This window comes from Variovorax sp. J22R115 (assembly GCF_030317005.1).
Lineage (GTDB): Bacteria > Pseudomonadota > Gammaproteobacteria > Burkholderiales > Burkholderiaceae_C > Variovorax.
Map to the genome: position 1 here is coordinate 35783 of NZ_JASZYM010000010.1, position 17689 is coordinate 53471.

A 17689-nucleotide genomic window follows, 5' to 3' on the forward strand; every position below is an offset into this window, starting at 1 on the left:
GGAATATCCATGAACACGACGTCCATCGACCCGACTACCGTCGAACGCACTCCGACTCATTCATCACCGAAGGTACTCTGGGCGGCCATCGGCACGCTGGCCGTCGCCGTGGCCGCGCTCGGCGGCGTGTTGCTGCACCAGCAGGGCCGCAACGGCGCGCCAGATGCCGCCACCATCGCCGCGGCACCCGCTACACGGGCGCCGGCACCGGACGACTTCAAGCCCGATGAGCCGCAGCCTGCCGCGCCTGTTCCTCCGGCGGTGAACAGCGCTGCCTTTCCGCGTGCGACGACACTGCCGCCGCCCGTGAGGGCACCCGAGGTCCAGCCGCCGAAGGTTGCGCAGGCAAGCCCCGCTCCGGGCCCGGCACCTGCGCCGGCGAGAGCCCCCGTCTGCTCCGTCTGCGGTCACGTCGAATCGGTTCGCACCGTGGAGCACCCCGCGCCGGCGACCGGTGTCGGCGCCGTCGGTGGCGGTGTCGTCGGCGGCCTGATCGGCAACCAGATCGGCCACGGCAACGGACGCACGGCGGCCACGGTGCTGGGCGCGGTCGGTGGTGGCTTCGCCGGCAACGAGATCGAGAAGCGCACCCGCACGGTGACCAGCTACCAGGTGAGCGTGCGCATGGAGGACGGATCGCTGCGCACCGTCGAAACCAGCACCGCACCGCCGATCGGCAAGGCGGTCACGCTCCAGGGGAAGGTGTTGCGTCCGGCGGATGGGCGGAAGTGAGCGGGCTGCGCGCGCCGAGCCCCGCCCATCTGGCGACCTGCTCGACCACCCACGGGCCATCGTCCAGCGGCAGGTCGTGGCCCGCGGTCGGATGTTCGAGGATCGCCGCATTCCATTGCCGCGCGAGTTGCCGTGAGCACTCTGCGTTCACGAGTGCATCGCGGCGGCTCGCGAGCACGAGCAGGGGCACGGACGGCGCATCGACCGGAGCCTGGTAGCGGGCAGCCGCCAGCAGTTGGCGCAGGGCGTTGATGCCCGACACCGGGCGCGCCTCGCGCAAGGCCGTCCAGTCGTCGATCACGCGAGCGTCCGGCGCCAGGTGCCGGCTCGTGAGGCGCAGGACCGTCTGCTCACGCTGTCGACTCGTCTTCGCCCCGGCCACCACGCCGAGCACCGCGGCGTAGTTGGCGGGCCGCAGCCGCTGGTACCAGCGGCTGAACGGGCGCAGGCTGGTGTTGACCAGTACGCAGCCCGCGAGTTCTTCGGGGTGACGGAATGCCCACTCGACCGCCACCATCGCACCCAGCGACATGGCGAGCAGATGAAAGGGAGGTGCATGGCCCGATGCCGCCATCTGGTGCCGGCAGTCGTGCATCGTCGCTTCGATGCTCGTGGGGCTCTGCGCCTGGTTCAAGCGGCCGTTGCCGGGGAGGTCGATCGCCACCACACGCGCACCGGGCAGCCGCGCGCGCAGCATGTCCGGGAACGCTCCCCAGTGGCCGCTCTCGCGCGTGAGCCCGCGCAGCAGAACCCATGTGCTCATCGCACCGGCCCTTCGTACCATCTCGCCATCGCCTGATCACGATGGCGCTCCCTGTCGTTGCCCGTCGGCACCCAGCGCTCATGGCTGCACGCGGCGCGCGTGATGAAGTCCAGCCACCCCACGTGCCGCCGCAGTACGCGCTGCTGACGATGTGCGATCACCGGATTGAAGATGCCATGACGCGAGAAGATCTGTCGCGGATTCTTCTTGACCCACAGCCAGGAGCCCATCTCCAGCGTCAGCGGCAGGAACACCGATCCGGGCTTGGCATCGCACGCGCGCAGGTACAGGTGGTCCCACAGGTCGCCATGCGCCATGTACTGGCGGCTCTGCGGTTCCAGCACATAGCGATGGTGGAGCAGCGCGCCATCCACGATCTCGCACAGCGCGTGCATCTCGGGCAGGTGGGCGATGGGACGCGAGCTGTGCGCGAACGGAAACCAGATCCGGTCGCTGAGGCCGAACCCGGAATGGCAATCCACCGCGATGCTGAAGGGACGCACCGTCAGCTCCGCCTCGACCAGCTCGCACAGCGCAGCGCTCTCCCTTTCCATGGGTGCACCCTGCGCCCCGCGGTACCACGGCAGCGCGGCGCTGACGCGCTGGCCTCCGATGAGGTAGGGCACGCGTTCAGCGGACTCCACGGGCGCATTGCGCATGAGATCGACGCCGTTCGGATTCGCGCGCGTGCCGCGCCACAAGCCGCCCGGATTGACGAGCGGCATGAACACCAGCCGCACGGTCTCCAACTGCCGGTGCAGCGTCTCGTCCCATGGCAGGCGCATCACGAGGCTGCGCAGGTAGGCGATCGTCACCTCTGCGCCGATGCGCTCCAGGCCATGAACACCGCCGAAGAACCCGACGGCTGGCGCCAGCGGGCTCGCGCTGCCCAGGATGAAGGCCTCTACCGGAAAGCGCGCTTCGCCCGCCGACACCTCGCACAGCACGCGCCGCGACATGTGCACGCCGGCCAATTCGGAGAGTCGCTGCAGCTCGATCAGTTCGGGCAGATCTGTGGGAGTCACACGGGCGAGTGGATGGCGGAAGTGCGCGCAGGATAGCCGCAGCGCCTGCCATCAAGCCGTCACACAGGCCCGCTACGGTGACGTGACCATGCCCCGAATCGTCCATCCTTCCTCGCCGAGTCCAAGCCATCCCTTCAGGGGTGTCGGGTTTGCCTTGCTGTGGGGCGCGATCGAGTTGGTGGCGCTCGCGCGCTCGCGCTGGGCTGCGCAGCATTCCAGGCGCTGACCGCGCGGTCGGCGACTACGCCGGCACGCCCTCCACATTGGCGCGGTCCCAGTGCCGGTGTTTCGCGATCGCCGCGATGAAGTCGTTGGCGATCTTCAGCGCGGCGGCGTCGTCGCCCAGATTGGTCACGGGCGTGGCGGCCACGATCACACCGGCGGCCGCAGATTTCCCGTCATGCCCGATGCCGAGCGTCGCCAGCATCTGCACGCCCTCGCCCACCGTGCAGATCGCCTTGCAGTGCTTGTAGGCTTCCAGCACGAAGTGCACCGCATCGCCGTTGCGCGCCATCGCCTCGACACCTTGCGCGCCCGCAGGCACCAGCACCGCATCGAACATGACCGAGGGCATGTTGACGAAGGTCGCGTCGACGTCGAGCTGCCGCCTGGATGCGCTCGCGATCGTGCCCAGCCGGGGGCCGACCAAGTTGCACAGCGCGCCAGCCTGTTCGATGGCTTCGCGAATGGGCTTGAGCGAGGCCGAATCGACGCCGTCCGCGACGAGGATCGCGACTTTGCGCGTCTTGATCGAGCCGTCACCGGTGTCGAGCATGCTGAGCGCTCTCGACTCGTCGATCGGCATCGTGAAGCGGTGGTCGCGGAAACCCGCGCGTCCGGCCGCGGCCTTCGCATCGGGCGCATTGATGCCCAGCGGCTCCGCCACGCGGCGCGCGAGCTTCTCGTCGACGTGCGCGAGGTTGTCCACCATGCGCTGGCGGACGGCCGGCACCTCGACCTTCGACAGCTCGAAGCGGAACGCAGCAATGATGTGCTCCTTCTCCGCCGCGCTCTGGCTGTTGAAGAAGAGCCTCGCCTGCGTGAAGTGATCATCGAAGGACGGACTGCGCCGCCGAACCTTGGGCGGCTCCAGCGCCTCGGGGAATGGCTGGAAGCCGCCGCTGCCACCATCGATCCGGTATTCCTTGCCGTCGATCAGCGAGTGGGGTTCGTATGCCACCTGGCCCCGCGCAATGGTCTGGCGATGCATCCCGTCGCGTTGGAAGTTGTGGAACGGACACACGCCCTTGTTGATGGGCAGCTCATGGAAGTTCGCGCCGCCGAGCCGCGAGATCTGCGTGTCGGTGTACGAGAACAGGCGTCCCTGGAGCAGAGGGTCATTCGTGAAATCGATGCCCGGCACCACGTGGCCCGGATGGAAAGCGACCTGCTCGGTCTCGGCGAAGAAGTTGTCCGGGTTGCGGTTGAGCACCATGCGCCCGATGCGCTGCACCGGCACCATCTCTTCCGGAATGATCTTTGTAGGGTCGAGCAGGTCGAAGCCGAAGGCGTGTTCCTTGTCCTGCGGGACCATCTGCACGCCGAGTTCCCATTCGGGGAAGTTTCCGCCCTCGATGGCTTCCCAGAGGTCGCGCCGGTGGAAGTCGGCATCCTTGCCCGCGATCTTCTGCGCCTCGTCCCAGGCCAGGCCGTGGATGCCGAGCTTGGGCTTCCAGTGGAATTTGACGAAGTGGCTCTCGCCGCGCGCGTTGACGAAGCGGAAGGTGTGGACGCCGAAGCCTTCCATCATCCGCAGGCTGCGCGGAATGGCCCGGTCCGACATTGCCCACATCAGCATGTGGGTACTTTCGGGCATCAGCGAAGCGAAGTCCCAGAAGGTGTCGTGCGCGCTCGCGGCCTGCGGCATCTCGTTGTGCGGTTCGGGCTTGACGGCGTGGATGAGGTCAGGGAATTTGATCGCGTCCTGGATGAAGAACACCGGGATGTTGTTGCCCACCAGGTCGTAGTTGCCCTGCTGTGTGTAGAACTTGACGGCGAACCCTCGCACGTCGCGCACCGTATCGGCCGAACCTCGCGATCCGGCCACGGTCGAGAAGCGCACGAAAACGGGCGTCTTCACAGCCGGGTCTTGCAGGAACTCGGCGCAGGTGAACTGCGACATCGACTTGTAGACCTCGAAGTAGCCGTGCGCCGCCGATCCCCTTGCGTGAACCGCCCGCTCGGGAATGCGCTCATGATCGAAATGGGTGATCTTCTCGCGAAGGATGAAATCCTCGAGCAGCGTCGGGCCCCGCACGCCCGCCCGCAGCGAGTTGTGGTTGTCCGGTATCTGAAGGCCCTGGTTGGTGGTGAGTTGGGGCGTGTTGTCGGCGGTAAAGGCGGCCAGTTGCTCTTGTTTGGCATTGCTGCCATCACCGCCCTTGGTCGGGCGACGACCGGCGGCCGCCTTGTTCTGTTGCGTCATCGGGGATCCTTCAAATCAGCCGGTTTCCGTTTCGAAAAGCATGTTCAGCACACTGACCACTGCCACCACACCGACGATGGCGGCCGCCGACGCCACCACCCAGATAAGGAATTCGTCGATCCAGGATTCACCGAACAGGCCAAACAGGGTGGAAAGATCCATGTTTCGCTCCAGGCTTGTAGGTAGAGGGAGGGGGTCGGCGCTGCACAGCTTGTCGGGCGCTTCGGCTCTGGGCCGACTTACAAGCTTATGCAGGGCCGCCCGTCCTGGCCGTAGTGGCGCCGCGCTCCGGCGTGTCGGAACGCCCAGTTGTCGGCGGTAGGACCGCGCTGACGAGAACCCCCGTTGAAGATGGACTACGCGGCTTCGCGGGATCGTCGACGTCGGGCGAGAGCGCCCAGGACTAGGATGGGACGAATCGGATCGGGCACCGAAAATGCTTGATCCCCCTTTCGCCCCTCGAACCATCTCCCAAGGTCAGCGAACCATGCTCATCAAAATCGGTTTCGACATCGAACTCGGCGTCACAGCGCCCACAGCGCTGATCTACATGCTGCGGGTGCATCCTTCGCGTGCGGCGGACATCCAGTCGGGGGAGAGCTTCACCATCACCCCGCCCCTGCGCACCGACCACTACACCGACGCATTCAGTAACCATTGCGCGCGGGTGGAAGTTCCCAGCGGCGTCAGCAAGGTGCGCTTGCGCAACGAGGCCGTGGTGTTCGACACCGGCTGGCCCGACCCGGTCTCCCCCACCGCCGTGGAGCACGCGCCTGCCAACCTGCCGGTCGAGACACTGCAGTTCCTGCTGCCGAGCCGCTACTGCGAGGTCGACAGTGAACTCCTCCAACTCGCATGGGCGAAGTTCGGCGGCGTGCCGCCGGGCTGGCAGCGCGTGCAGGCCATCTGCGACTTCGTGCACGGGCACCTGCGCTTCGACTATCAGCGCGCGAGGGCCACGCGCACCGCACTGGAGGGCTATCGCGAGAGGACGGGCGTCTGCCGAGACTTCACGCATCTGGCGATCACGCTGTGCCGGTGCATGAACATCCCGGCGCGCTACGTGACGGGCTATCTCGGCGACATCGGCATCGCACCCGTTCCCTATCCGATGGATTTCAGCGCCTGGTTCGAGGTCTACCTGGGCGACCGCTGGCACACCTTCGATGCGCGCCACAACATCCCGCGCATCGGCCGTGTGGTGATCGCGCGCGGCCGCGATGCGGCCGACGTGCCCATCACGATGGTGTTCGGTGTCAATACGCTGGAGCGCTTCGAGGTGACCACGAACGAAGTGCTGCCTGTGGCGGCCTGAGGCGACTTCACTCCGGCGCGTACCCCAGCAACTTCATCGCCGCGCCGATGGACTTGCGGCTCTTTTCCATCCCCTCCCATGGCTTGTTGCCCGTGGGCACGCGGCGAGCGATGTTCCTCACGGTCCATTGCGACGCACTCGTGAGCGTCGGCAGCTCGTCCCATGTGAGCGGTACCGACACGCCCAGCCCCGGACGCGAGCGCGCGGACCACGCGCTCACCGTGGTCGCGCCAAAGCCGTTGCGCAGGTAGTCCACGAATATCTTGCCGACGCGGTTGCGCGGCCCGCTCTTCGCGACGAAGCGCTCGGGGATGGTGTCCGCCAGGTGCTGCACCACGGCTTGCGAAAAGCCCTTGACCGTGTCCCAGTCGTAGTGGCGCCGGATCGGCACGACCACGTGCAGGCCCTTGCCACCGCTGGTCTTGAGAAAGGCCGGCAGACCCAGTTCGGTGAGCAAGGTCTGCACCAGCATGGCAGCCTCCTGCATGCGGGCCCAGGCGACGCCTTCGCCGGGATCGAGGTCGAAGGTCATGCGGTCGGGCTTGCCGATGGCGTTCGAGGTCGCGTTCCAGGTGTGAAGTTCGATCACGTTCATCTGCGCGGCCGACAACAGGCCGCGCTCGGTGTCGATCTGCAGCAGCGGCTCGTGGCCCGGATCGAGCGCCGGGTCGAGCAGCTTGACACCCGGCAACTCGTCCTGCTTCAGATGCTTCTGGAAGAACAACTCCCCGCCGACCCCTTCGGGCGCGCGCACCAGCGACACGGGCCGGCCTTTGAGGTGGGGCAGCATGAGTTCTGCCACCTGGTGGTAGAAGGCGGCGAGTTCGCCCTTGGTGGTGCCGCTTTGCTCGTCGATCACGCGGTCGGCGTTGGTGATGCGTTGCGTCATGGGCTTGGTGGCTCCTTTGCCTGCCTTGCTCGCCGGCGTGAGTTCGGGCGCCTGCGCCGACTCGCGGCGGATCTGGCGGGCCGGCTTGTCGGCGCGCAGGCCCTGGAAGACCGAATGCCGGATGCGCCCGTCGCGCGTCCATTCGCCGAAGGACACCTCGCACACCAGCACGGGCTTGACCCATTGCGCCTTGACGCCGGCCGGGCGGGTTTCGAAAGCGCTCTCGTCGACCTGGTGCTTGTCGAGCTTCGCCTTGATGTCCGCCAGCCGGCTGCCGTCGAAGCCGGTGCCGACGTTGCCGCAGTACTGCAGCGCGCCCTCTTCGTCGTAGACGCCGAGCAGCAGCGAACCGAAGCCCGAGCGCGATCCCTTGGGTGCGGTGTAGCCGCCGATGACGAATTCCTGCCGCCGCTGGTTCTTGAGCTTGATCCAGTTCGGCGAGCGGCGCGAGACATAGCTCGATCCCTTGAGCTTGCCGATGATGCCTTCGAAGCCCAGGTGCGCGGAGGACGCCAGCAAGTCGCGCGGCGACACTTCGAAGGCCTCGCTGAGGCGCAGCGCGGCAGGCGGCTTCTTGCCTAGGAGGCGGACGAGCTGCGCGCGACGCTCCTCCACCGGCAGATCGCGAAGGTCGCGCCCATCGAGAAAGGGCACGTCGAAGAGCCAGTAGACGATGGATGCCGTGGCACCGCTATCGAAGGCGTTCTGCAGCGCCTGGAAGTCCGGTGCACCCTTCTCGTTGTCGACGACGATCTCGCCATCGAGCCACGCCGAGCGCGTGGGGAGCTTCGCCAGCGCCTGCGCCAGCTTCGGCAGCTTCGAGGTCCAGTCGTGGCCGTTGCGGGTGATGCACTGGACCTTGTCACCGTCGATACGCGCCAGGAGACGGTAGCCGTCGAACTTCAACTCATAGAGCCAGTCGTCCGGATCGGAGGGCGGCGTCGATGCCAGTGTCGCCAGTTGCGGCGCGAGCGTGGCGGGCAATGTGGCCTTGCGTCCAGGAGCTTCAGAACTTTTCGCGGCGGCCTTCTTGCGCCCGGTGGGTGCCTTCTTCTCGGGTGGTGCTGGCTTGCCATGGGTGATGTGCGGCGGGTCGTCCACGTCCCTGCCGCTCAGCACGCTGTCGGGCAGGACCTCGACGATGTCGTAGTCCGCGAGCGGGCGCGCTTCGCCGTCCCTTTCCTTGATGAGCAGCCAGGGTTCCTGCTTTTCGCCCTTGCCGCGCATGCGCACGAGCGTCCAGTGGCCGCGCAGCTTGTCGCCGCGCAACTCGAACTTCAGCTTGCCTTCCGCCAGGGCCTTGCGCGCGTCGCCTTCGGCAGCCCATTCGCCACGGTCCCACACGATGACGGTGCCGGCACCGTACTGCTTGGGCGGAATCGTGCCCTCGAAGCTCGCATAGGAGATCGGATGGTCTTCCACATGCACGGCCATGCGCTTGACCGCGGGATCGAGGCAGGGCCCCTTCGGCACCGCCCAGCTCTTGAGCGTGCCGTCGAGCTCCAGCCGGAAGTCGTAGTGCAGCCGGCTCGCATGGTGCTTCTGCACGACGAAGGTCGGCGCCCCGGCGCCCACCTTGCCGCCCGTGCGAGGCTCCGGCGTCTTCTCGAAATCGCGCTTGCCATGGTACGGCGCCAGCGCTTCGCGTTCACTCGGCCTGGCCACGGTCGCGCTGCCTCAGGCGGCCTTGCGGCGTGCGGCCGTCTTGGCAGGTGTGCGCTTGCGCGCGGCGCTCTTGGCGGCGGGCTTGCGGGCTTTGGGCTTTTCCTCGGGCTCCTCCTTGCCCTTGTCCTTGTCCTTGTCGTCGGCGCCGGCCTTGCCGCCACCCTTGCGCAGGCTGCGTTGCAGCAACTCCGTGAGGTCGAGGATCTTGGCGCTGCTCTTGCCGGTTTCCTCCTCGGGCTCGGGCTGCGTCACTTCCTCGGTCTGGCCGGCCTCCACCTTCTCATCGACCAGCCGCATGATCTCGTCCTTGAAGGAATCCTTGTAGTCGTCCGGATCCCAGTCGGCGCTCATGTCGTCGACCAGCTCCTTCGCCATCTTGAGCTCGCGCTCTGTCAGGCCGGCTTTCTTGGCGCTTTCCGAGGGCAAGGGCAGGTCCTTCCAGGGCCGGATGTCGGCACCCCATCGCAGCAGGTTCAGCACCAGCCCCGGCCCGGTGGGCACCAGCACGGCCAGATGCTGCTTGGTCTGGATCACGACGCGTGCGATGCCGACGCGGCCGCTGCGCTGCAAGGTTTCGCGCAGCAGGGCGTAGACCTTGGCGCCGCGATTGATAGGTGCCACGTAATAGGGCCGCTCCAGGTAGACGAAGGGAATGCTGTCCGCCGGCACGAAGGCCTCGATCTCGACCGTCTGCGTGGTCTTGGGATAGGCGGCCGCGATCTCCTCATCGCTGAGCACCACGTACTGGTCATCCTCGTACTCGATGCCTTTCACGATCTGCTCGCGCGCAATCTCCTTGCCGGTCTTCTTGTTGACGCGCTTGTAGCCCACCGGATCCATGGTGCGCTTGTCCAGCCAGTTGAAGTCAATGGCGTGGTCGACCGTGGCCGAATACAGCGCGACGGGGATGTGCACGAGGCCGAAGCTGATCGCGCCTTTCCACAGCACGCGGGGGGCGGGGGTCTTCGGGGAATGCTTGGATGCAGGCATGGCGTAGTTCTCCAGGCTGGCACCCTAGCTTGCAACGCCGCGAACCGATGTAGGAACACGGCGGCGGCGGGCGTCAGGGCCGGACGCTGCTACTTCGAGAGCACCACCACGGCCGGCGGCTTCCACGTCCCTTCGCCGGCCGGCAGTATGGATGGCTGCGATGTCTTCGGCCAGTACAGGCGCATCACCAGGTACATGGGCCCGTCGGGCGCCGGCAGCCAGTTGCGCTCCAGCGCCTTGCCGGGGGACTTCCTCTGGATGTACAGCGTGAGCGAACCGTCTGGATTCTTCTTCATGCCCTGCCGCATGGGCGCGTTGATCAGATAGCGATTGATCGGATTCTTGATGAGCAGCTGGCTCTTGCCGTCGTACATCGTGACGGACCAGAACGCGTTCACCGGCGGCAACTGTCCGGCCGGGAAGGTGAGCGTGTAGTTGTGCTTGCTGCCATCCAGCAGCTCGCCGGTCGCGGTGGTGCGTGTCACGGGATAAGTGGCCTCCGCCGCATCGTTGCCGTAGATGCCGCCCTTGGCGGCCGCGGCGCGCAGCAGCCAGTCGCCCTTGTAGAAGTCGCGGTCGCCGAAGGCCGACCCGACTTTCCAGCCGTTGATGTCCTTCGTCCCGCTGTCGAGGCGCTTGTCGATCTTCTCGTCGCCTTCCTTCATCCCGAGACCGACGGCGGCCTTGTGCCCGGGCGAGAGGTCCCTGAACTCGAAGGGCTTGCCCGGGCCGACGCCGATGCGCGCGATGCGGGCCCGCACGGCAGCGTCTTCCCGCGTCTGCGGAACGTAGAGGAGCGCGGCGTCGAGATACTCGAAGAAGTTGTCCTTGATCCCGGCGGTCGTGGCCGGAAGGAACTTGAGCGTCGCCGGGGCCGCCGGCGGCGGCTGCTTCAGGAAGGCGGACAGCGTCTGCGCCTTGTAGCCGGCCTGCACCTTCACGACGTTCGGCATGTCCTTCGCGTTGAAGAGCTGAGTGCGGAAGATGGCGACGGCAAACGGGGTGGTCGAGGCAAAGACCTTCCGGATGCCGCGCGGCGTCGGCCCCTTCCAGCCGGGGCCGGCCACCATGTAGCTCCCCGGGTCGTTGCCCATGGCACGGCTGCCGACGTAGCCGAAGTTGTACGTATTGCCGTCGACAAGCTGCACCGAGTAGTAGCGCCGCTTGTCCACCGCCGGCACCGAGATCACCATCGGCTCGGCCCGCAGGTCCATCCACAGCATGGAATAGGGCGTGTCGCTGTTGGGCGTGACGACAGCGGTGTCCTGGTAGGTGTAGACGCGCGCCTCGTTGTTGATCTCGTTGAAGGGCGCCTTGTACTGCGGGCCACCCTTGTCGACCGCGTATTCGTTCATGACCGCATAGTTCATGACGAGCGGCAGACCGTAGATGAAAGCCTCCTCGGCGATGGCCTTGGTCTCCACGAGGCCGGGGGCCGCCTTGTCCGCCCGTGCGGCCTGGCTCACCGCATCGTTCGTGCCGGCGCAGCCTGCGAGGAGCGCCACCGCGACCACGGTGACGACACCGGCTGCGGCCCGTCTCATGAACAGCTTGAGTTCGGTATTCATGTCAGTTCCTATCCGGCTTCAACGGGTCGTTGGGCAGGTCGGTCCATTGTTGAATCGTGCGCCTGGGAGCACGCGGATTTGAGCGCAGCCATGTGCCCATTGCAAGGCATCGGCCGATGGCCGAAAGGGCTAGGCCTTATGCCCACGAGCGCCCCGCGAATTCAATCGCAAGAAGCGGAGTTCGCGTCGGATGGCGACTGCCTAGACTTCGGCGGCACTCTCCAACCTCGGTCAGTCATGCGCCCCCACCTTCCACGACCCTTCTTGAACCTGGCATGGTCGAACCTCGCTGCGCAGTCTGCCGAGCAACTGAGCCTTGCCGCGGCGCCCCTGGTGGCCGTCCTCGCGCTGGGCGCCGGACCCGGCGAAGTCGGAATGCTGGCGGCCGCGCAGACCTTGCCATTCCTGCTGGCATCCATGCCCCTGGGGATGTTGGCGGACCGCATGCCACGGCGCCAGCTGATGTTGTGGGCGGAAGGGTTGAGAGCCTTCTCATTGTTGGCCATGCTGGCAGCGCTCCTCTCGTCTGCCTTGACCATCGCGTGGCTCGCATTGCTGGGATTCCTCGGAGCGATCGGCACTGTCGGCTTCAGCGTCGCCGCCCCCGCGCTGGTACCCGCACTCGTGCCGCGCGGGTCGCTTGCGCTGGCCAATTCCAGGCTCGAGCTCGCCCGGAGCGCAGCATTCACCGCCGGGCCCGCACTCGCGGGATCGCTGGTTTCCTGGGCGGGCGCGGCTACCGCGTTCACCCTGGCCGCAGTGCTATCGACCTTCGCGATCCTCCTGCTGCTGCGGTTGCTTGAACCATCGCGTCCAGCATCGCCAGCGCGGCATCCGCTCGTGGACGTTCGGGAAGGTGCAAGCTTCGTGTGGCGTGAGCCGATGTTGCGTCCGATGCTGGTCACCGGGGTGATCTTCAACCTCTCGTGGTTCGTGCTTCAGGCGGCCTATGTGCCTTACGCGGCTCGCGTCCTCGACATGAGTGCAGAGACGATCGGCCTAACTCTCGCGATGCTCGGTGCAGGCATGGTGGCAGGCGCCATGCTGACCTCGCGCGTTGTCGCGGCAATGCCGTTCGGCAGGGCGATTCAGGTCGGACCTGTCGTGTCGGTGCTTGCCGCGTTGGCGATGGCCTCTACGCTGCTGATCCCCCACGCGGCGCTCGCAGCCCTGTCTTTCGTCCTGTTCGGAGCCGGGCCGATGGTCTGGACGATCACCTCCACCACGCTGCGCCAGAGCGTGACCGCGGGCCCCATGCTCGGCCGCGTCTCGGCAGTTTTCCTGACCGCCAACGCCGGTGCGCGACCCCTAGGTGCTGCCCTGGGAGGCTTGGTGGGATCGACGTACGGTGAATCCGCCTGCCTTCTCGTGGCACTTGCAGGGTTCGCGATTCAAGCCTCCGTGATTCTTGGGTCGCGCGTCACATCCTTGCGCAGTCTCCCTGTCCCGGCGGCATGAACGGCAAGCCGGCTCAGCCGCGCTTGGCCACCAGCGTCAGGATGTCGTAGCTCGCGACGAGTTCGCCGTCCTGGTTCGTCACTTCCACGTCCCAGGCCACCACGCCCTGGCCGACGCCGTTGGCATCCTTCTTCTGGCGATCGATCTTGCGCTTGCAGGTGAGGCGGGCGCGGATCGTGTCGCCGATGCCCACGGGCTTGACGAAGCGCAGCGTGTCGAGCCCGTAGTTGGCGAGCACCGGTCCGGGCGCCGGGGAAACGAAGAGACCCGCCGCTGCGGACAGCACGAAGTAGCCGTGCGCGATGCGCTTGCCGAAGGGACTCTCCTTCGCGGCGACCTCGTCGAAGTGCATGTAGAAGTAGTCGCCCGAGATGCCACCGAAGGCGACGATGTCGGCCTCGCCCACGGTGCGCCGATGCGTCAGCAGCGAGTCGCCGATCTCCAGGTCTTCGAAGTGCTTGCGGAAGGGATGCACTTCGGACTCATTGAGCTTCGCGCCGCGCATGTACTCGCCAGTGACCGCCGCCAGCATGGTGGGCGAGCCCTGCAAGGCAGCGCGCTGCAGGTAGTGCTTGACCGCGCGCAGGCCGCCCAGCTCCTCGCCGCCGCCCGCTCGGCCAGGGCCGCCGTGCTTGAGGAAAGGCAGCGGCGAGCCATGGCCCGTCGATTCTGCCGCGGCCTCGCGGTCCAGCACGAGCAGACGTCCATGGTGCGATGCCGCCACGGGGATGGCCTTGGCGGCCGTTGCGGGATCCTTGGTGACCAGCGTGCCGACAAGGCTGCCGCGACCGCGTGCGGCCAGGGCCAGCGCTTCGTCCAGGCCGTCATACGCCATCAGCGTGCTCACGGGGCCGAAGGCTTCCACGTCATGCACGGCGTCATGACGCAACGGGTCGCGTGACAGCAGCAACGTCGGCGAGAAAAACGCGCCTTCGGACACGCCCTCGCCCTGCGGCGAGAAACCGTCGCGCTCGCCGTAGACCAGTTCCGCACCTTCCATCAAAGTGCGGACTCGCTCGGCCACGTCGGCCTGCTGCGCATGCGATGCGAGCGCGCCCATGCGCACGTCCTCGCGGGCCGGGTCGCCGACGACCATCTTCGCGAGCCGCGCACGCAGTTTCTCGGCCACCGCATCGAGATGCTGACGCGGCACGATGGCGCGTCGGATGGCGGTGCATTTCTGGCCGGACTTGACCGTCATCTCCCGCGCCACTTCCTTGACGAAAAGATCGAACTCCTCGTCGTCTGGCGACACGTCGGGCGCGAGGATCGCGCAGTTGAGCGAATCGGCCTCGGCATTGAAGGGGATCGAATGGCGAACGATGTTCGGGTGCACGCGCAGCTTGGCCGCGGTGTCGGCCGAGCCGGTGAAGGTGACGACATCGGAGCCGTCGAGACGGTCGAGCAGATCGCCGGTGCTGCCGATCACGAGCTGCAGGCTGCCCTCCGGCAGCAGGCCCGAGCGGTGCATCAGGCGCACCAGCGCTTCGGTCAGGTAGCTGGTGGAAGTCGCCGGCTTGCCGATGCAGGGCATGCCCGCGAGGAAGCTGGGCGCCCACTTTTCCAGCAGACCCCACACCGGGAAGTTGAAGGCATTGATGTGCACCGCGACACCGCGCCGCGGCACCAGGATGTGCGTGCCTGCGAAGCCACCCTTCTTGCCGAGCGGCATCGCCGGGCCTTCATGCACGAGGTTGCCCGAGGGCAGCTCACCGCCGCCGATGCCCGCATAGGCCGCGAGCGTGCCCGCGCCGCCTTCGATGTCGATCCAGCTGTCGGCGCGCGTTGCGCCGGTGTGGGCCGAGATGGCATACAGCTCTTCCTTGTGCTCTGCCAGGTACTTCGAGATGGCGCGCAGGCGCTGGGCACGTTGCTGGAAGTCCATGGCCAGCAGCGCAGGCAAGCCGACACTGCGCGCATGGTGAAGCGACTCGCCGAAGTCGATCGACTCGGCATGCGTGCTCGCCACCGGACGGCCGTTGACGGCGCTCCGGAGCACTTGCGCGCCCTGTTCGCCGAGCCAGCTTCCGCCGATGAAGCTTTGAAGGATCTGAGTCATGGAATTCTCCGAAGGTGGGTGGTTCAGGCGGCAACGGCGTTCTTGTTGCCCAGCCCGAGGTAGGTGTCGATGATCCGGCGGTCGTGCAGCAGCGCGTCGGCCTCGCCAGTGAGCGCTACAGCGCCGGTCTCCAGCACATAGCCACGGTCGGCTACCTGCAAGGCGGCCCGCGCGTTCTGTTCCACCAGCAGCACCGAGACGCCGTGCGAGCGCAGGGACGACACCACGTGCAGCACCTCGCGCACGATCAGCGGCGCGAGGCCCAGCGAAGGCTCGTCCAGCATCAGCAGGCGCGGCCGGGCCATCAGCGCGCGACCGATGGCGAGCATCTGCCGCTCGCCGCCGGAGAGCGTGCTGGCGAGTTGCGCACGGCGCTCCTTGAGGCGCGGGAAGATCGCGAAGACCTCCTCCATGCGCTCGCGCTGGTCGCGCTTGCCGGTGCGCCAGCGGTAGAAGCCGCCGAGCAGCAGGTTGTCCTCGACCGGCATTTCGCCGAAGAGTTCGCGGCGCTCTGGCACCAGCGCCACGCCGCGTGCAACCATTGCCTCGACGCTGGGCCGCGCGATGCGCTCGCCCGCGAGCGTGAGGCTTCCGGTGGAGGGCAGCAGCCCCATTGCTGCGCACAGCAAGGTCGTCTTGCCAGCGCCGTTGGGGCCGATGACGGTGACGATCTCGCCTTCGTCCACGCGAAGCGCGATGCCATGCACGGCCTCGACGGCACCGTACGCGACGCTGAAATCCTGGAGTTCGAAGAGCGGGTTCATGTCAGTGCTCCATCTCGTCGTCACGAGATCCGCGACGTATGAAACCGGCATGGCCCAAGCCCGGGAATACCGCGGAACCGGCTTTGCCGGGCCGCAGGTACTGCCCCCGGAAGGGGGTTGGCGAAGCGACACGAAGTGCGCGGAGACTGGGGGTGAGTGTCAGTGTCATGCGGCCATCGGAATCGGTTCGTCGCTGCCGCCCAGATAGGCGTCCAGCACACGGGGGTTGCACTGCACCTGTTCAGGTGTTCCTTCGGCGATGACGGCGCCGAACTCCAGCACGGTGATGCGGTCGGCGAGGTTCATGACGAACTCCATGTCGTGCTCGACGACGAGGATGCCCAGGCCTTCGGCGCGCAGTTGCGAGAGCAGGGTCGCGAGCGCCTGTTTTTCGAGGTGGCGCAGACCTGCGGCGGGCTCGTCGAGCAGCAGCGCCGCGGGTTGACCGGCCAGCGCGCGCGCGATCTCCACCACGCGTTGCTGGCCGAGCGCGAGCGACGCGGCCGGCGCATCGGCATGTTCGGCCAGGCCACATCGCTCGATCTGACGGCGTGCCTCGGCCAGCAACGCGGCCTCCTCGGCGCGGTCCAGCCGCAGCATCGCGGAGAGCCAGCCGCGGTGCCCGCGCCGGTGCGCGCCGAGCGCGACGTTCTCCAGCACGCTGCGCGTGCCGAGCAGGCGCACGTGCTGGAAGGTACGGCCGAGTCCGCGCGCGGCGTAGTCGCGCGAGGGCTTGCCATTCATCGACTCGCCCATCAGGCGCACTTCGCCCTCGGTAGGATCATCGACCCCGGAGATCATGTTGAAGAAGGTGCTCTTGCCGGCCCCGTTCGGGCCGATGAGCGCGTGCACCTCGCCCGCTTTCAGCGTCATCGCGACCGCATTGTTGGCGACGAGGCCGCCGAAGCGCTTCGTGACCTTGTCGGCTTCGAGCAGCATTTCGCCAGATGTCGGCAGCTTGCGGCTGGCAAGGGACGCGATGGCCTTGGCCTCGCGCACAGGCTCCGGTTTCAGGAAGCGGGAGGACACGCGTGCCAGCGTCGGCCACAGCCCTTCGGCAAAGCGCTGCAGCACGAAGAGCATCAGCAGGCCGAAGACGATCACCTCGAAGTTGCCGCTCGCGCCGAGCAGCTTCGGCAGAATGTCCTGCAGTTGCTCCTTGACCAGCGTGATGAGCGTCGCGCCGAGCACTGCACCCCACAGATGCCCCGCGCCGCCGACCACCGCCATGAAGAGGTACTCGATGCCGATGTTCAGGTTGAAGGGCGTCGGGTTCACGAAGCGCTGCATGTGCGCGTAGAGCCATCCCGACAGCGCCGCCAGCAGCGCCGCGAGCACGAACACCTTGACGCGGTAGCGCGCGGTGTCGACGCCCATCGACTCGGCCATCACCCGACCGGACTTCAGCGCACGGATGGCGCGGCCTTCACGCGAATCGAGCAGGTTGTGCAGCGCCCACAGCGCCAGCAGGAGCGCGGCCCAGATCAGCGGGCCCAACGCGCGCGGTGATGCGAGCGAGAAGCCTGCGATCGTCAGCGCCGGCAGACCGGTGATGCCGGTCTGGCCGCCGAGGAACTCGAGGTTGCCGAACAGGAAGTAGAGGCTCAACCCCCACGCGATCGTGCACAACGGCAGGTAGTGGCCGGAGAGCTTCAGCGTGATGGCACCGAGCCCCCACGCGACGAGGAAGGTGAGCACGAGTCCCAGCACCAGTCCGACCCAAGGCAACAGGCCCGGAGCGACGACGCCGCCCAGAGCTGCCGCCGCGGCCGGCGATGTGCAGACCCATGCCGTCGCGTAGGCACCGATGGCGACGAATGCAGCCTGGCCGAAGGACGTCATGCCGCCGACGCCGGTGAGCATGACCAGCCCCGCAGCGACCATCGAATAGAGGCCGATGTAGCTGAACATCGTGACGGTGAACTCGGGCAGCCAGGCCCAGCTGAGCGCCAGCGCCGCGACGAAGAGCAGTGTGAGGTGACGCCTTGTCATGCCAATGGCTCCTGGGTGCAGCGCATGAAGACAGAAACACCGCG

Annotated in this window: 13 protein-coding genes; 3 read left to right on the forward strand and 10 right to left on the reverse strand. The window is 67.0% G+C overall.

Annotated features, from left to right (window positions below):
- Positions 1-9: 9 nt before the first annotated feature.
- Entirely contained in the window at positions 10-732 is a 723-nt protein-coding gene (locus QTI04_RS18340) for a glycine zipper 2TM domain-containing protein (protein ID WP_286603535.1), read from the forward strand.
- On the opposite strand, the gene QTI04_RS18345 is transcribed toward QTI04_RS18340, so the two are convergent.
- The 4 genes from QTI04_RS18345 to QTI04_RS18360 all read right to left on the reverse strand — a co-directional run bounded on the left by QTI04_RS18345 (position 686) and on the right by QTI04_RS18360 (position 5107).
- The gene (locus QTI04_RS18345) at positions 686-1495 is read right to left on the reverse strand and encodes an alpha/beta fold hydrolase (RefSeq protein ID WP_286616896.1); all 810 of its coding nucleotides are present in this window, start codon (positions 1493-1495) and stop codon (positions 686-688) included. The two genes, QTI04_RS18340 and QTI04_RS18345, sit on opposite strands and share 47 nt — an antisense overlap.
- Positions 1492-2520: a M14 family zinc carboxypeptidase gene (locus QTI04_RS18350; RefSeq protein WP_286616898.1), complete on the reverse strand. Its 1029-nt coding sequence runs from the start codon at positions 2518-2520 to the stop codon at positions 1492-1494. The genes QTI04_RS18345 and QTI04_RS18350 overlap by 4 nt, the downstream gene beginning before the upstream one ends.
- A gap of 241 nt (positions 2521-2761) precedes the next feature.
- On the reverse strand, positions 2762-4945 hold the full coding sequence (katE, locus tag QTI04_RS18355) for a catalase HPII (protein WP_286616900.1): 2184 nt from the start codon (positions 4943-4945) through the stop codon (positions 2762-2764).
- 15 nt (positions 4946-4960) lie between these two features.
- The gene (locus tag QTI04_RS18360) at positions 4961-5107 is read right to left on the reverse strand and encodes a hypothetical protein (RefSeq protein WP_286603539.1); all 147 of its coding nucleotides are present in this window, start codon (positions 5105-5107) and stop codon (positions 4961-4963) included.
- A gap of 325 nt (positions 5108-5432) precedes the next feature.
- Here QTI04_RS18360 and QTI04_RS18365 point away from each other — a divergent pair, with 325 nt between their 5' ends.
- Positions 5433-6260, forward strand: coding sequence for a transglutaminase family protein (locus QTI04_RS18365; RefSeq protein ID WP_286616901.1), 828 nt, complete (start codon positions 5433-5435; stop codon positions 6258-6260).
- Positions 6261-6267: 7 nt separating this feature from the next.
- Here QTI04_RS18365 and ligD read toward each other — a convergent pair whose 3' ends face one another.
- The 3 genes from ligD to QTI04_RS18380 form a co-directional block, all read right to left on the reverse strand.
- Positions 6268-8814 (reverse strand): DNA ligase D, encoded by a 2547-nt coding sequence (gene ligD, locus QTI04_RS18370; protein WP_286616904.1) that lies wholly within the window; start codon positions 8812-8814, stop codon positions 6268-6270.
- Positions 8815-8826: 12 nt separating this feature from the next.
- Positions 8827-9804 carry a Ku protein gene (locus tag QTI04_RS18375; protein ID WP_286616905.1) on the reverse strand — a complete coding sequence of 326 codons (978 nt, stop codon included), beginning with the start codon at positions 9802-9804 and terminating at the stop codon, positions 8827-8829.
- Positions 9805-9893: 89 nt separating this feature from the next.
- Complete coding sequence (locus QTI04_RS18380) at positions 9894-11372, reverse strand: DUF1254 domain-containing protein (RefSeq protein ID WP_286616907.1); 1479 nt, start codon at positions 11370-11372, stop codon at positions 9894-9896.
- Positions 11373-11609: 237 nt separating this feature from the next.
- On the opposite strand from QTI04_RS18380, the gene QTI04_RS18385 reads away from it, so the two are divergent.
- On the forward strand, positions 11610-12830 hold the full coding sequence (locus QTI04_RS18385; protein WP_286616908.1) for an MFS transporter: 1221 nt from the start codon (positions 11610-11612) through the stop codon (positions 12828-12830).
- Between the two features lie 13 nt (positions 12831-12843).
- On the opposite strand, the gene paaZ is transcribed toward QTI04_RS18385, so the two are convergent.
- The 3 genes from paaZ to QTI04_RS18400 all read right to left on the reverse strand — a co-directional run bounded on the left by paaZ (position 12844) and on the right by QTI04_RS18400 (position 17645).
- Positions 12844-14889, reverse strand: a complete 2046-nt coding sequence (paaZ, locus tag QTI04_RS18390; protein ID WP_286616910.1) for a phenylacetic acid degradation bifunctional protein PaaZ — start codon at positions 14887-14889, stop codon at positions 12844-12846.
- Positions 14890-14912: 23 nt separating this feature from the next.
- Positions 14913-15653, reverse strand: coding sequence for an ABC transporter ATP-binding protein (locus QTI04_RS18395; RefSeq protein WP_286603546.1), 741 nt, complete (start codon positions 15651-15653; stop codon positions 14913-14915).
- A 165-nt stretch (positions 15654-15818) separates the two neighbouring features.
- Positions 15819-17645, reverse strand: coding sequence for a branched-chain amino acid ABC transporter ATP-binding protein/permease (locus tag QTI04_RS18400; protein ID WP_286616911.1), 1827 nt, complete (start codon positions 17643-17645; stop codon positions 15819-15821).
- Between the last annotated feature and the right edge of the window lie 44 nt (positions 17646-17689).